We start from the raw sequence: 13,955 nt of genomic DNA on the forward strand, positions 1-13,955 counted from the left end.
ACCGAAAGACGGGGGAGCCGAAATGACCTCGCGCTCTCAAGGTAGGCTCGGCCGCAGCATTGCGCTGCATCTTTTCCTGACGCCGCTGGCGCTGATCTGGCTGTTCCCGCTGTGGATGATGGTGGTGTTCTCGACCATGCCCGACAACGGCATCTTCAGCCCCACCATCGAGCTTCTGCCGCGCGATAATTTCCTCGACAATGTCAACAATCTGCAGCGCGACACCAACTTCGTCGGCGCCATCGGCATCTCGGTCTCGGTGGCGGTGACCTACACCGTGCTTTCGGTGCTGCTCACCTCGATGGCCGGCTGGGCCCTGGCGCGCTACGAATTCCACGGCAAGGGCGCGGTGGTGGCGATCATCTTCGGCACCATCACGCTACCCTACGCGGTGGTGCTGATCCCGCAATTCATCATGGTGGCGCGCGACTTCGCCTTGGCCAACACCTGGATCGCGCTGATCGTGCCGCCGCTGTTCAATTCGCTGGGCGTGCTGTTCATGCGCCAGGCTTTCTCGATGATGCCGGCCGAGCTGTTCGACGCGGCGCGCGTCGAGGGCGTCAAGGAATGGCGCATCTTCCTGTTCGTGGCGCTGCCGCTGGCCCGCCCGATGCTGGCGGCCCTGGCGATCATCCTCTTCCTCGCCTCGTGGAACAACTATCTCTGGCCGCTTCTCATCAACAGCCAGCCCGGCGCCATGACGGCGCCGGTGGCGCTCGGCACGCTGATCGGCCTCACCAAGGTGTCGTGGGGCGGCATCATGGCCGGCGCCGTGATGCTGACGGTGCCGATGCTCATCGTCTTCGTGCTCTTGCAGCGCCACTTCATCGCCGGCATCGCCGCCGGCGCCGTCAAATAGAAAGGACGCGATGGCCGCCGTCACGCTCACCAATGTCGTCAAGCGCTTCGGCATCTTCGAGGTCGTCCACGGCGCCAACATCGACATCGCCGACGGCGAGTTCGTCGTCTTCGTCGGCCCCTCCGGCTGCGGCAAGTCCACTCTGCTCAGGATGATCGCCGGGCTGGAGGACATAAGCGGCGGCCACATCGCCATCGGCGGCAAGGTGATGAACGATGTCGAGCCGGCCGACCGCGGCATCGCCATGGTGTTCCAGTCCTACGCGCTCTACCCGCATATGACGGTGGAGCAGAACCTTTCCTTCGGGCTGCGCATGAACGGCAACCCGAAGGCCGACACCGATCGCCGGGTTAGCCGAGCTGCCGAGATCCTGCGCATCGACGAATTGATGCAGCGGCGCCCGAAGCAATTGTCCGGCGGCCAGCGCCAGCGCGTCGCCATCGGCCGCGCCATCGTGCGCGAGCCGCAGGTGTTCCTGTTCGACGAGCCGCTGTCGAACCTCGACGCCGAGCTCCGCGTCCAGATGCGGGTCGAGATTTCGCGCCTGCACAAGGAGCTCGGCGTCACCATGATCTATGTGACGCACGACCAGACCGAGGCGATGACGCTGGCTGACCGCATCGTCGTGCTGAAAGCCGGCAATGTCGAGCAGATCGGCGCGCCGCTCGACCTCTATGACGACCCGGCCAACCGTTTCGTAGCCGGCTTCATCGGTTCGCCAAAGATGAATTTCCTTGGCGCGAGGGTCGTCGAGACATCCGACAGCGCCGCGATCATCGCGCTCGTCAATCATGGCGGCGCTCGGTTGCGCAAGCCACTGTGCGAAGCTTTGCCGGCCGTCGGCGCCGAGGTCGTGCTCGGCGTCAGGCCGGAACATTTCCTCGAGGCCGGCGAGGGCGATTGCGACATTCCCGTCAAAGCCGACGTCGCCGAGCATCTCGGCTCGGTGAGCTACGTCTACGCCAACGCCGGACCCGAGGAGCTGATCGTCGAGCGCGAGGCCTCTCGGCAGCGCGCCAGCGGCGACCATTTCACGGTCTCGATCAAGGCGGACCGCTCGCTGCTCTTCGACAAGACGGGCGCGAGGATCCGCTGACTTTCCTTCCCGCCCGAACGCGAAAGCGTGGCGGCGACCCATGGAGAATTCGACATGACATCCTCATCCAGGAAAATCCGCTGGGGCATCCTCGGACCCGGCAGCATCGCGAAATCCTTTGCCGGCGGCGTGGCACAATCGCGTACCGGCGAGCTGGTGGCGCTCGGCGCCCGCAATCCGGCCAAGCCGGGCCTGGCGCAAGCGTTCCCGGGCGCGCGCATCCTCGACGGCTATGACGCGCTGCTTGCCGATAAAGACGTCGACGCCGTCTACATCTCTATCCCGCATCCCGGCCATGCCGAATGGGCGATCAAGGCCGCCGAGGCCGGCAAGCATGTGCTGTGCGAGAAGCCGCTGGCGCTGACCGCCTTCGAAGCCGACGCCATGATGCATGCGGCGCGCAAGGCCGGTATTTTTCTGGGCGAGGCCTTCATGTACCGGCTGCACCCGCAGACCCGGCAGCTGGTCGAGCTGATCAAGTCGGGCGCGATCGGCGAGGTCCGCATGATCAAGTCGAGCTTCGGCTTCGCCATGCCGGGTTTCATGCCTGAGCATCGGCTCTATGCCAACGAGCTCGCCGGCGGCGGCATCCTCGATGTCGGCGGCTATCCCGTGTCGATGGCGCGACTGATCGCGGGTGCGGCGGCAGGCCAGCCTTTCCAGGAGCCGGACAAGGTGGTTGGTGCGGCCCATCTCGGCCAGTCCGGGGTCGACGAGTGGGCTTCCGCGCTGCTCCATTTCCCTGGCGGTATCGTCGCCGAGGTGTCCTGCAGCATCTCGCTCAATCAGGACAATGTGCTGCGCATCCTCGGCACCAAGGGTCAGATCGAGGTGCCTGATTTCTGGTTCGCCGGTGGCGACCGCGATGTCGGACCGGGCCGGATCGAGGTGATCCGGTCCGGGGCCGCCCGCGAGGTGATCAGCCTCAACGAGACCCGCCACCTCTATTCCTTCGAGGTCGATGCCGCCGGCGAGGCGATCCTCGCCGGACGGCAGGAACTCGCCTGGCCGGGCATGGGCTGGGCCGACAGCCTCGGCACGCTGCGCGTGCTCGACAAATGGCGCGCCGCGGTCGGCCTCGAATATGAGATCGAGAAGCCGGCTAAGCGCGTCAACACGCTCTCCGGCCGGCCGCTGCGCGCGAACGGCACCGCCATCGGCAAGCGCGAAATTCCGGGCCTGCCGCGCTCAATGTCGCTTCTGGCGCTCGGCTTCGAGGACTTCCGCACCTTCTCCTCCGGCTCGATCCTGCTCGACGCGTATTTCGAGGCCGGCGGCAACCTGTTCGACACCGGCTATGTCTACGGCGCCGGCTACACCGAGACGCTGCTCGGCCAGTGGCTCGCCAACCGCGGCGTGCGCGAGCAGTCGGTCATCATCGCCAAGGGCGCGCATTCGCCGCTCTGCTATCCCGATGTGATCGCCAAGCAGCTGGCACAGTCGCTCGACCGGCTGCAGACCGACCATGTCGACATCTATTTCATGCATCGCGACAATCCGGACGTGCCGGTCGGCGAATTCGTCGACGCCATGGACCGCGAGGCCAAAGCCGGCCGCATCCGCGGCCTGTTCGGCGGCTCCAACTGGACGATGGAGCGCATGGACGCGGCTATTCGCTATGCCGAGAAGAACGGCAAGCAGAAGCCCGGCGCGCTCTCCAACAATTTCTCGCTGGCCGAGATGCTGGAACCGATCTGGGCCGGCTGCGTCACCTCCTCCACCGATGCCTGGAAGGCCTGGCTGGCGGCAAGGCAGATGCCGAACTTCGCCTGGTCGAGCCAGGGCCGCGGCTTCTTCACCGATCGCGCCGGCCGCGACAGGCACGACAACGAGGAGCTGGTGCGGGTCTGGTATTCCGAAAAAAACTTCGGCCGCCGCGACCGCGCCATCGAACTGGCTAGGAAGCTCGGCAAGAGCCCGATCCACGTTGCGCTCGCCTATGTGCTGGCGCAGCCCTTCCCGTCCGTGCCGCTGATCGGCCCGCGCACGCTGGACGAGCTGGAGGACAGTCTGAAGGCGGTGGATATCAAGCTGACGCCGGAGGATGTGGCGTGGCTGGACGAGGGACCGGAAAGAAGGAGGGCGTAGGGTCGACGCTGGAGATTTGCGAAGGCCGCCGCGACGTCCAATCTCCCCCCTTGCGGGGGAGATGCCTGGCAAGGCAGAGGGGGGTGCCTCGCGCCGACCTCTCGCAACCATCACATCTGCGGCGGCCTGAGGAAAATCGGCCAAGTCGGCGTTCCTTCACACCCCCCTCTGGCCTGCCGGCCATCTCCCCCGCAAGGGGGGAGATCGGCTAATCACCGATCCACCCTTGTCGACAAGATAATCGACGACGACGTCCGTTCGACCCCGTCCATCGCGCCGATCCGGTCGAGCAGCGCGTCGAGGTCCCGGATCGACGGCGCGTCGACGATGACGATCATGTCGAAATTGCCGCTCACCGAATGCACCGTGCGGACCGGCGGCATCGCCTCCAGGCTGCGCACCACCTTGTCGGCGAGTTTCGGCGTCACGGTGAGCAGCACATGTGCCTTGACCAGCCCCTGCTCATAGTCGGGCGACAGCCGCGCCCCATAGCCGGCGATGATGCCGCGCTGCTCCAGCCGCTCGATGCGGCTCTGCACCGTGGTGCGCGACACGCCGAGCTGTCGCGCCAGCTCGGCCGTCGAGGCGCGGGCGTTGGCGCGCAGCAGGGAAAGCAGGGCTTGTTCGGCTTCAGTGATCATTTCGACGAAACCTTTCGGCAAATCGCTTAAAGTTGAGCTCCATATTGCCAGATTTCACGCTTCTTTTCGACAGGCAAGCTGCGATGATTCCTACCAACTCGCAATTCCAGCAAAGATGTGAAGCGGTCGGGCCCGGCGGCTTCGCAGCAGCCTTCCACCCGGAATTGCGAAAGCAACTCGGAAATTGGCAGGGGTATTGATCATGAAGAACATCGTTGTCGTCGGCGCTGGCAAGATCGGCTCGACCATTGCTGAAATGCTGAGCGCCACGGGCGACTACCGCGTCACCCTCGTCGACCGCTCGGCCGCCCAGCTTGCCGCCGCCGAACTGCCGGCCGGTGTCGAGACGCAGGAGCTCGACATCGCCGCCGCGGGCGAGCTTGAGAAAGTCCTTGCCGGCAAGTTCGCCGTGCTGAGCGCCGCCCCTTTCCACCTCACCACGCGCATCGCCGAGGCCGCCGCCACCAGCGGCGTGCACTATCTCGACCTCACCGAAGATGTCGTCTCGACCCGTCGGGTGAAGGAGCTGGCGCGCGACGCCAAGAGCGCCTTCATTCCGCAATGCGGCCTGGCGCCGGGCTTCATCTCGATCGTCGCCAACGATCTCGCCAGCCGCTTCGACACGCTGGAAAGCGTGCGCATGCGCGTCGGCGCGCTGCCGCAATATCCGTCCAACGCGCTGAACTACAACCTCACCTGGAGCACCGACGGCGTCATCAACGAATATTGCGAGCCCTGCGAGGCGATCGTCGAGGGCGAGCTGATCGAAGTGCCGCCGCTCGAGGAGCGCGAGGAGTTCTCGCTCGACGGCGTCACCTATGAGGCTTTCAACACCTCCGGCGGCCTCGGCACTTTGGCCGAGACGCTGAAGGGCAAGGTGCGCACGCTGAACTACCGCACCATCCGCTATCCCGGCCACGCCGCGATCATGAAGGCGCTGCTCAACGATCTCGGTCTGCGCCACCGCCGCGACGTGCTGAAGGACATCTTCGAAAGCGCGCTGCCGGCGACGCTGCAGGATGTGGTCATCGTCTTCGTCACCGTGTCGGGCCGCAAGAACGGCCGCCTGCTGCAGGAGACCTACGCCAACAAGATCTATTCCAAGCGCGTCGGCAACCTGGTGCGCAGCGCCATCCAGATCACGACGGCTTCCGGCATCTGCGCCGTGCTTGACATGCTGGCCGACGGCAGCCTGCCCGCGAAGGGTTTCGTGCGCCAGGAAGACATCGCGCTCGACGCCTTCCTAGCCAACCGCTTCGGCCGCGCCTATGCGCAGCACGAGATGGTGAGCCGGCTGGCGGGGTGAGCTCTTCCCCTTCTCCCCTTGTGGGAGAAGGTGTGGCCGAAGGCGACGGATGAGGGGTGTTCCAGGGAACACTGACGTCTCACTTCGCTGGAACACCCCTCATCCGTCTCGGCGCTATCGCGCCGATCCACCTTCTCCCACAAGGGGAGAAGAGGGAGCCATCGCCTCAAATATGCAGCGCGTGGCCCAGCGCCTTCAGCGCCGCTTCCTGGAAGCCTTCGCCTTGCGTCGGATGCGCATGGATCGTCCCGGCAACGTCTTCCAGCCGGGCGCCCATTTCCAGCGCCAGACCGAACGCCGCCGACAATTCCGACACGCCTTGCCCGACCGCCTGGATGCCCAGCACCAGATGGTTGTCGGCACGGGCGACGACACGCACAAAGCCGTCCTCGCCCTGTTTCGTCATCGCGCGGCCGTTGGCGGCGAACGGGAACTGCCCGATCTTGATCTCGCCGGCGAGCGCCTTCGCCTCTTCCGGTGACAGGCCGGCGGTGACCAATTCCGGATCGGTGAAGCAGATCGCGGGAATGGCGCGCTTGTCCCAGCTTCTTTTGTGACCGGCGACGATCTCGGCCACCATCTCGCCCTGCGCCATCGCGCGATGCGCCAGCATCGGCTCGCCGGTGACGTCGCCGATGGCATGGATGCCGCGCATCGAGGTGCGGCACTGGTCGTCGATGCGGATGAACTTTCCCACCCTGTCGAGGTCGATCTGTTCCAGCCCCCAGCCTTCGGTGAGCGGCTTGCGGCCGACCGTGACCAGGATCCTGTCGGCGGCGAGCTTGGCGTTTTTGCCATCGGCCGTCTCCACCAGCAGCGCATCGCCCTTGCCCGCCTGTCCCTGGGTCGACAGGCCCTTGGCTTTGGCACCGAGCATCACTTCGACGCCAAGCTCGCCGAGCCGCTTGAGCACAGGTCGGGTAAGTTCGGCATCATATTGCGCCAGCACGCGCGGCAAGGCTTCGACCACGGTCACCTTGGCACCCATCTTGGCGAAGGCCATGCCGAGCTCGAGCCCGATATAGCCGCCGCCGACGACGGCGAGTTTCTTCGGCACCTCGCTCAGCGCCAGCGCCTCGGTCGATGAGATGACCGGACCGCCAAAGGGCAGGAACGGCAGCTCGACCGGCGCCGAGCCGGTGGCGATCACGACCGTCTCGGCGCGGATCACCTGCGTGCCGGTCTCGGTCTCGACCTCGACCGTCTTGCCGTCGCGGAACGTCGCCCAGCCCTGCACGGTCTTGACCTTGGCCTTCTTCAGCAGGCCGGCGACGCCACTGTTAAGCCGGCTAACGATCCCGTCCTTCCAGCCGACGGTCCTCGCCAGATCGAGCGTCGGCGCGGCGACCTTGATGCCGAGCGGGCTCTTGCCGCCGGCCATATGCGCTATTCTCTCGAACTCCTCCGCAGCATGGATCAGCGCCTTGGAGGGGATGCAGCCGACATTGAGGCAGGTGCCGCCCGGCTTCCCCGCCTCGACGATCACCGTGTCGACGCCGAGCTGACCGGCGCGGATGGCGCAGACATAGCCGCCCGGACCGGCGCCGATGACAAGCAGCTTGCAGGAGATTTCTTTCATGTCGACTGCTTCCCTTTGGCGAAGGCCGCGGCGCGCCTTTCCCTTCTCCCCTTGTGGGAGAAGGTGGATCGGCGCGATAGCGCCGAGACGGATGAGGGGTGTTCCAGCGAAGTGAGACGTCGGCGTTCCCTGGAGCACCCCTCATCCGTCGCCTGCGGCGACACCTTCTCCCACAAGGGGAGAAGGGGGAGCCCAGATCCCAGCGCCGGCAACTTCCGGCGAACCTTCTCATGCCTCGAGACCGCCCTCATCCCGCTCAATCCACGAAAATCAGCGCCGGCGTCTCCAGCAGCGCCTTGATCCGCTGTACGAACACCGCGGCATCCCAGCCGTCGATGACGCGGTGGTCGAAGCTGGACGACAGGTTCATCATCTTGCGCGGGATGAACTGCGTGCCGTCCCAGACCGGCCGCACCATCATCTTGTTGACGCCGACGATCGCCACTTCCGGATAGTTGATGACCGGCGTCGTCGCCACACCGCCCATGGCGCCCAGCGAAGTGATGGTGATGGTCGAGCTGGAGAGCTCCTCGCGCGTCGCCGTGCCGGTCTTCGCCGCGTCGGCCAGCCGGTTGACTTCCGCCGCGCAATCCCACAGGTCGCGTGCCTCGGCATGCTTGACCACCGGCACCACCAGCCCGTTCGGTGTCTGGGCGGCGATGCCGATATGGATGCCTTCATGCTGGTGGATGATGCCGGCATCGTCGTCGAACAAGGCGTTGAGGTTGGGCTGCTCGGCGATCGCCTTGACCATCGCGCGCATCAGGAAGGGCAGCAGTGTCAACTTCGGCCTTTCCGTCCCCTTGGCTCCGCGCTTCTCCTTGTTCAGCGTTGCGCGCAATTCCTCCAGCGCCGTGACGTCGATCTCCTCGACATAGGTGATGTGCGGGATGCGCGATTTGGCCAGCGACATCTTTTCGGCGATCTTGCGCCGCAGACCGACCACCTTGATGTCCTCGACGCCGTCCTTTCGGGCAAGCCCGGTGGCGCGGGCCAGCTGCGGACCGCGCGCGACAAACGCGTCGATATCCTCATGGCCGATGCGCCCGGCCGGACCGCTGCCCGCAACCTGGCGCAGATCGATGCCGGCCTCCCTGGCGCGCAGCCGAACGGCGGGCGACGCCAGCGGCTTTTCGCCCTCCGCCCGTGGCGCGCCGGAAACGGATGCCGGGCGTGAAGCTTTCGACGCGGCGGCGACTTTCGGCGCTTCGGGCGGCTTGGGCACGGCTCTCGGAGCACTCGGCGCCGGTTCGGGCTTGGCCTCGGCGGACTTAGCCGGCGTCTCAGCTTTTGGCGCGGCTTCGGCGGCCTTCACATTGCCTTCGCCGGCCACCTTCAGCCGCACGATCGGCGAGCCGATCGCCACCGTGTCGCCGATCTCGGCGCCGAGCCAAAGAATCTCGCCGTCGACCGGCGACGGGATCTCGACGGTTGCCTTGTCGGTCATGACGGCGGCGAGAACGGTGTCCTCGCGCACGAGGTCGCCGACCTTGACATGCCACTCGACAAGCTCGGCCTCGGCGACGCCTTCGCCGACGTCGGGCAGCTTGATGATGTGTTCGCCCAACTAGGCCTCCCCCACTCTAAGCTTCCAATGTTTCGACGAGCGCGCGGCCGACCCGCGCCGGTCCGGGGAAATAGTCCCATTCCTGCGCATGCGGATAGGGCGTGTCCCAGCCGGCGACCCGCGCCACCGGCGCCTCCAGGTGGTAGAAGCAGTTCTCCTGCACCAGCGAGACCAGCTCGGCGCCGAAGCCGGAGGTGAGCGTCGCCTCATGCACGACGACGCAGCGCCCGGTCTTCTTCACCGAGGCGACGATTGCGTCGAGGTCGAGCGGCAAAAGCGTCCTCAGATCGATGATTTCGGCATCGATGCCGGTCTCCTTGGCCGCGGCCTGCGCGACATAGACCATGGTGCCATAGGCGAGCACGGTGACCGCCGAGCCGGACCTTCGGATCGCCGCCTTGCCGAGCGGGATCGTGTAATGGCCGTCGGCGACCTCGCCGAGTTCGTGCTTCGACCATGGCGTCACCGGCCGGTCGTGGTGGCCGTCGAAGGGACCGTTGTAGAGCCGCTTCGGCTCGAGGAAGATCACCGGATCCGGATCCTCGATCGCCGCGATCAGCAGCCCCTTGGCATCATGCGGGTTGGACGGCACCACCGTCTTCAGGCCGGAGACGTGGGTGAACAGGGCTTCCGGGCTCTGGCTGTGCGTCTGGCCGCCGAAGATGCCGCCACCGGTCGGCATGCGCACCACGATCGGGCAAGTGAAGTCGCCGTTCGAACGGTAGCGCAGGCGCGCCGCTTCCTGCGTCAGCTGGTCGTAGGCCGGGTACATGTAGTCGGCAAACTGGATCTCGACGCAGGGCTTCAAACCGTATGCGGCCATGCCGATGGCCGAGCCGACGATGCCGGATTCGTTGATCGGCGCGTCGAAGCAGCGGCTCCTGCCATACTTGGCCTGCAGGCCTTGCGTGGCGCGAAAGACGCCGCCGAAGAAACCGACATCCTCGCCATAGACGATGACGCGATCGTCGCGCCCCATCGAGACGTCGAGCGCGTCGCGGATCGCCTCGATCATGGTCTTCCTGGGCATGGTCAGACTCCCGCCTGCTGGCGCTGACGCCTCAGATGCGGCGGCATCTCGGCATAGAGCCCTTCGAACATGTCGCGGGTCGACGGCTTGCCGCCGGCATGCAGCGTGCCGTGGCTTTCGGCCTCCTTCTGCGCCGCGATCACCGTTTCCAGGACCTCGGCTTCCGCCTGCGTGTGCCGCTCTTCCGACCAGACACCCCTGTGGATGAGATGGTTCTTCAGGCGGATGACCGGATCGCCGAGCGGCCAGGCGTCCGATTCCGCCTTCGGCCTGTAGGCCGATGGATCGTCCGAGCTCGAATGCGCCCCGGCGCGGTAGGTGACATATTCGACCAGCGTCGGCCCGAGATTGGCGCGCGCCCGCTCGGCAGCCCATTTCGCCACGGCATGCACGGCGAGATAGTCATTGCCGTCGACACGCAGCGCCGGAATGCCGAAGCCCAGCCCACGCGCGGCAAACGTGCCGGAGCCGCCGCGCGCAATGCCCTGGAAGGTCGAGATCGCCCATTGGTTGTTGACGACGTTGAGGATGACCGGAGCCTTGTAGGTCGAGGCAAACACCAGTGCGGAGTGAAAGTCCGACTCCGCCGTCGAGCCGTCGCCGATCCAGGCTGCGGCAATGCGCGTGTCGTTGGAGATCGCCGAGGCCATCGCCCAGCCGACCGCCTGGATGTACTGCGTCGCCAGATTGCCGGAGATCGAGAAGAAGCCGTGCTCCTTGGAGGAGTACATGATCGGCAGTTGGCGGCCTTTTAGTGGATCGGCCTCGTTGGAATAGATCTGGTTCATCATCGTGACCATCGGATAGCCGTCGGCGATCAACAGCCCGGCTTGCCGATAGGTCGGAAAATTCATGTCGCCGGGCGTGAGCGCCTTGCGGAAGGCGCAGCTCACCGCTTCTTCGCCGAGATGCTGCATGTAGAAGGAGGTCTTGCCCTGGCGCTGCGCCATCTGCATGCGCGCGTCGAAGGTCCTGAGCGTCATCATGTGGCGCAGGCCTTCGAGCAGTTCCTCGTCGGTGAGCAGCCCAGCCCATGGCCCGACGGCTTCGCCGGCGCGGTTGAGCACGCGGATGATGGAGAAGGCCATGTCGCGGATCGTGCGCGGATCGACGTCGATCTCCGGACACGGCACCGACCCCGCCTTGGGAATGGTCACATTCGAGAAGTCGGGCGTGCCGCCGGGGCGCACCTCGGGCTCGGGCACGTGAAAGCGCAAGATTCCAGCATCGGCCATGAGCTCACGTCCTCCAATGTTGCCGGTGCGATATTTGCACATCCGCGCCGCCATTTCATCGGTCGAGATGGCGGCGGTCCTCCCGGTCATCGGCCTCGTGGCGTCGATGCGGCACATTGCCGACAAGATGCAGATATGGCGACGAAATTTCTTGTCGATGTTCTTGGGCGCCGCGCAATTTGGTGGACGTTTGTGCGACGGTTGTCGCCAGATAAGACAATTGCGGGGTCACGAGGGCGTGGCGCGGTTCTTCCTTCTCCCCTTGTGGGAGAAGGTGGATCGGCGCGATAGCGCCGAGACGGATGAGGGGTGTTCCAGCGGAGTGAGGCGGCGGTGTTTCCTGGAACACCCCTCATCCGTCGCCTTCGGCGACACCTTCTCCCACAAGGGGAGAAGGAGAAGACGCCGCCGCGCGATCTCCGGTTCACCCAACCTCCGCCTCATGCTAACTCACCCCGCATGGCACAGAAGAAGGGATACGAGGTCGATTCGTGGCTCGCGAGGCCGGATCCGGCCATGGCGATCGTCCTGCTTTACGGCCCCGACCGCGGCCTTGTCGCCGAGCGGGCGAAAACCTTCGCCATCAAGACCGGCTTGCCGCTCGACGACCCGTTCTCGGTGGTCAAGCTGGACGGCGCCGAAGTCGACCGCGACCAAGGCCGGCTGCTCGACGAGGCGCGAACCGTGCCGATGTTCTCCGACCGCCGGCTGCTTTGGGTGCGCAATGCCAGCGGCCAGAAGGCGCTGGCCGACGACATCAAGGCGCTCACCGCCGAGCCGGCGCGGGACGCCATCATTCTGATCGAGGCGGGCGACCTGAAGAAAGGCACCGGCTTGCGGGCCATCGTCGAGGCCGCCGGCAACGCCATCGCCTTGCCCTGCTATGCCGACGAGGCCCGCGACCTGGACACGGTGATCGACGACGAACTGCGCAAGGCCGGTATGTCGATGACCCTGGACGCCAGGCAGGCGCTGCGGCGCAATCTCGGCGGCGACCGGCTCGCCTCGCGCGGCGAGATCGAGAAGCTGGTGCTCTACGCCCACGGCCGCAAGGAAATCGACGTGGACGACGTCAATGCGCTGTCTGGCGATGTCTCCGGCGCCTCCTTCGATGACGCGGTCGACGCCGTGCTGGATGGCAAGGTCGGCGATTTCGACTTAGCCTTCAACCGGCATTGCCAGTCCGGCGGTCACCCGTTCCTGGTGCTGTCCTCGGCGATGCGCCAATTGCAGGCGATGCAGGTGATGCGCGGCCAGATGGAAACCGGAGGCCGCAACGCTGCCTCGGTCGTCGCCGGCGCCCGGCCGCCGGTCTTCTTCTCGCGCCGCAAGCTGGTGGAAAAGACGCTCGAACGCTGGAATGTCGAGGCGCTCGGCCGCGCGCTGGGCCGGTTGCAGACGGCGGTGCTGCAGACGCGCAAACGGCCTGACTTGTCCGAGGCGCTGGCAAGACAGGCGCTGCTCGGCATTGCCATCGAGAGCGCGAGATTGGGGCAGCGCAGCTAATCTCCCCCTCGATGAGGGAGATTAGCTGCTTCAAACCGTTCGCTAATCACCACCGCCAACGAAAAGAGCCGGTGTGGCGCCGGCCTTCTTATGTCCATCACCGATATATCAGGCGTATCCAAACTTAAGCCAGAACCTCAGATACCGGCCAAATACCGTTACTCCCTATCTCCCGCGCATCCTTCAAGGCTTGGGCAGCGGTAGGAAGGCGATCCTTTCGTCCAGACGCTGCCTGCCGTTGGTCAGTTCATTATCATGGCGTCTGTTGGCTGGAAGGTTGGCAGCGCCGGTGGAAAGACCAGCACCGCCGCGCCGTAAAGGAGCAGTGCGACACCCGACACTTTCGCTATCCTCGCTCCCGAGGGACGCGTCTTTTCCACAAAGACCAGCAAGGTGACCACGGCCATTGCGGCGACGTTCATGATCCCCAGCGGAAAAAGAGCGAGAAACAGAAGCCAGCAGCAGCCCAGGCAAAACAGCCCATGTTCCAGGCCCATGCGCACCGCGCCCCACTGCCCATCGCGCCATGAGGTAAGGATGAAGCCGACCGGCGTACGGCATTTGGCCAGGCACAGATCTTTCAGCGGGGAGAGCTGGTAGGCACCCGCAATCATCAGCAGCGCGCCGCCGATGCGCGCGGCCGTCGCCGTGGCCAATCCCAGCTGCGCGGCAAGCATCTCCGAGCCGGCCGCGCCGGCAAAGGCGAGGATGCCCATCACGCCCCAAACCAGCAGGTACCCTGCGACGAACACCCAGGTCGAGACAAAGGTTTCGCCGCGGCCCTGTTTGCCGGCCTGGACTTGGTGAAACGTCAGGATCATCGGCGCGGCCGTCGGAAACATCATCGCAACCATCATGATCATCCAGACGGCAAGAAACAGCGGCGCCTTCATGCCCATGGTGGGGGAGTACATTTCCATGCGCATGTCCGCGTCGTTGCCGATCCGCTGCCAGACGAGCAAGGCCCACGCAGCCGCCGCGATAACGATCAGCAGCGCGAGAATGACGTTTCGCTGCAACGTCGGCGCCATGGGCGAGTGAGGTCCGA

12 protein-coding genes are annotated in these 13,955 nt (G+C 65.5%); 5 read left to right on the forward strand and 7 right to left on the reverse strand.

Annotated features, from left to right (window positions below; all coding sequences use genetic code 11):
• Positions 1–22 precede the first annotated feature (22 nt).
• Genes ACWGS9_RS25675 through ACWGS9_RS25685 form a run of 3 tightly spaced genes read left to right on the forward strand, consistent with a single transcriptional unit; the run spans position 23 to position 4,043 of the window.
• Positions 23–859: a carbohydrate ABC transporter permease gene (locus ACWGS9_RS25675; RefSeq protein WP_454507886.1), complete on the forward strand. Its 837-nt coding sequence runs from the start codon at positions 23–25 to the stop codon at positions 857–859.
• A gap of 10 nt (positions 860–869) precedes the next feature.
• Positions 870–1,955 (forward strand): ABC transporter ATP-binding protein, encoded by a 1,086-nt coding sequence (locus tag ACWGS9_RS25680; protein WP_454507887.1) that lies wholly within the window; start codon positions 870–872, stop codon positions 1,953–1,955.
• Positions 1,956–2,009: 54 nt separating this feature from the next.
• Positions 2,010–4,043 (forward strand): aldo/keto reductase, encoded by a 2,034-nt coding sequence (locus tag ACWGS9_RS25685; protein WP_454507888.1) that lies wholly within the window; start codon positions 2,010–2,012, stop codon positions 4,041–4,043.
• A gap of 212 nt (positions 4,044–4,255) precedes the next feature.
• Here ACWGS9_RS25685 and ACWGS9_RS25690 read toward each other — a convergent pair whose 3' ends face one another.
• Positions 4,256–4,684, reverse strand: coding sequence for an Lrp/AsnC family transcriptional regulator (locus tag ACWGS9_RS25690; RefSeq protein WP_454507889.1), 429 nt, complete (start codon positions 4,682–4,684; stop codon positions 4,256–4,258).
• A 196-nt stretch (positions 4,685–4,880) separates the two neighbouring features.
• Here ACWGS9_RS25690 and ACWGS9_RS25695 point away from each other — a divergent pair, with 196 nt between their 5' ends.
• The gene (locus ACWGS9_RS25695) at positions 4,881–5,990 is read left to right on the forward strand and encodes a saccharopine dehydrogenase family protein (RefSeq protein WP_454507890.1); all 1,110 of its coding nucleotides are present in this window, start codon (positions 4,881–4,883) and stop codon (positions 5,988–5,990) included.
• A gap of 166 nt (positions 5,991–6,156) precedes the next feature.
• Here ACWGS9_RS25695 and lpdA read toward each other — a convergent pair whose 3' ends face one another.
• From lpdA to ACWGS9_RS25720, 5 genes are all read right to left on the reverse strand, one after another.
• Complete coding sequence (gene lpdA, locus ACWGS9_RS25700; RefSeq protein ID WP_454507891.1) at positions 6,157–7,569, reverse strand: dihydrolipoyl dehydrogenase; 1,413 nt, start codon at positions 7,567–7,569, stop codon at positions 6,157–6,159.
• A 256-nt stretch (positions 7,570–7,825) separates the two neighbouring features.
• A complete protein-coding gene (locus tag ACWGS9_RS25705) occupies positions 7,826–9,136 on the reverse strand; it encodes a dihydrolipoamide acetyltransferase family protein (RefSeq protein WP_454507892.1) in 1,311 nt (436 codons plus the stop codon).
• A gap of 16 nt (positions 9,137–9,152) precedes the next feature.
• A complete protein-coding gene (locus ACWGS9_RS25710; protein WP_454507893.1) occupies positions 9,153–10,166 on the reverse strand; it encodes an alpha-ketoacid dehydrogenase subunit beta in 1,014 nt (337 codons plus the stop codon).
• Between the two features lie 2 nt (positions 10,167–10,168).
• The gene (locus ACWGS9_RS25715) at positions 10,169–11,401 is read right to left on the reverse strand and encodes a 3-methyl-2-oxobutanoate dehydrogenase (2-methylpropanoyl-transferring) subunit alpha (protein ID WP_454507894.1); all 1,233 of its coding nucleotides are present in this window, start codon (positions 11,399–11,401) and stop codon (positions 10,169–10,171) included.
• Positions 11,402–11,456: 55 nt separating this feature from the next.
• Entirely contained in the window at positions 11,457–11,750 is a 294-nt protein-coding gene (locus ACWGS9_RS25720; RefSeq protein WP_454507895.1) for a hypothetical protein, read from the reverse strand.
• A gap of 110 nt (positions 11,751–11,860) precedes the next feature.
• On the opposite strand from ACWGS9_RS25720, the gene holA reads away from it, so the two are divergent.
• Positions 11,861–12,907 (forward strand): DNA polymerase III subunit delta, encoded by a 1,047-nt coding sequence (gene holA, locus ACWGS9_RS25725; RefSeq protein ID WP_454507896.1) that lies wholly within the window; start codon positions 11,861–11,863, stop codon positions 12,905–12,907.
• A 242-nt stretch (positions 12,908–13,149) separates the two neighbouring features.
• Here holA and ACWGS9_RS25730 read toward each other — a convergent pair whose 3' ends face one another.
• A complete protein-coding gene (locus ACWGS9_RS25730) occupies positions 13,150–13,938 on the reverse strand; it encodes a DUF2182 domain-containing protein (RefSeq protein WP_454507897.1) in 789 nt (262 codons plus the stop codon).
• Positions 13,939–13,955: the final 17 nt, after the last annotated feature.

It is taken from the genome of Mesorhizobium sp. Arg314 (genome assembly GCF_053714275.1).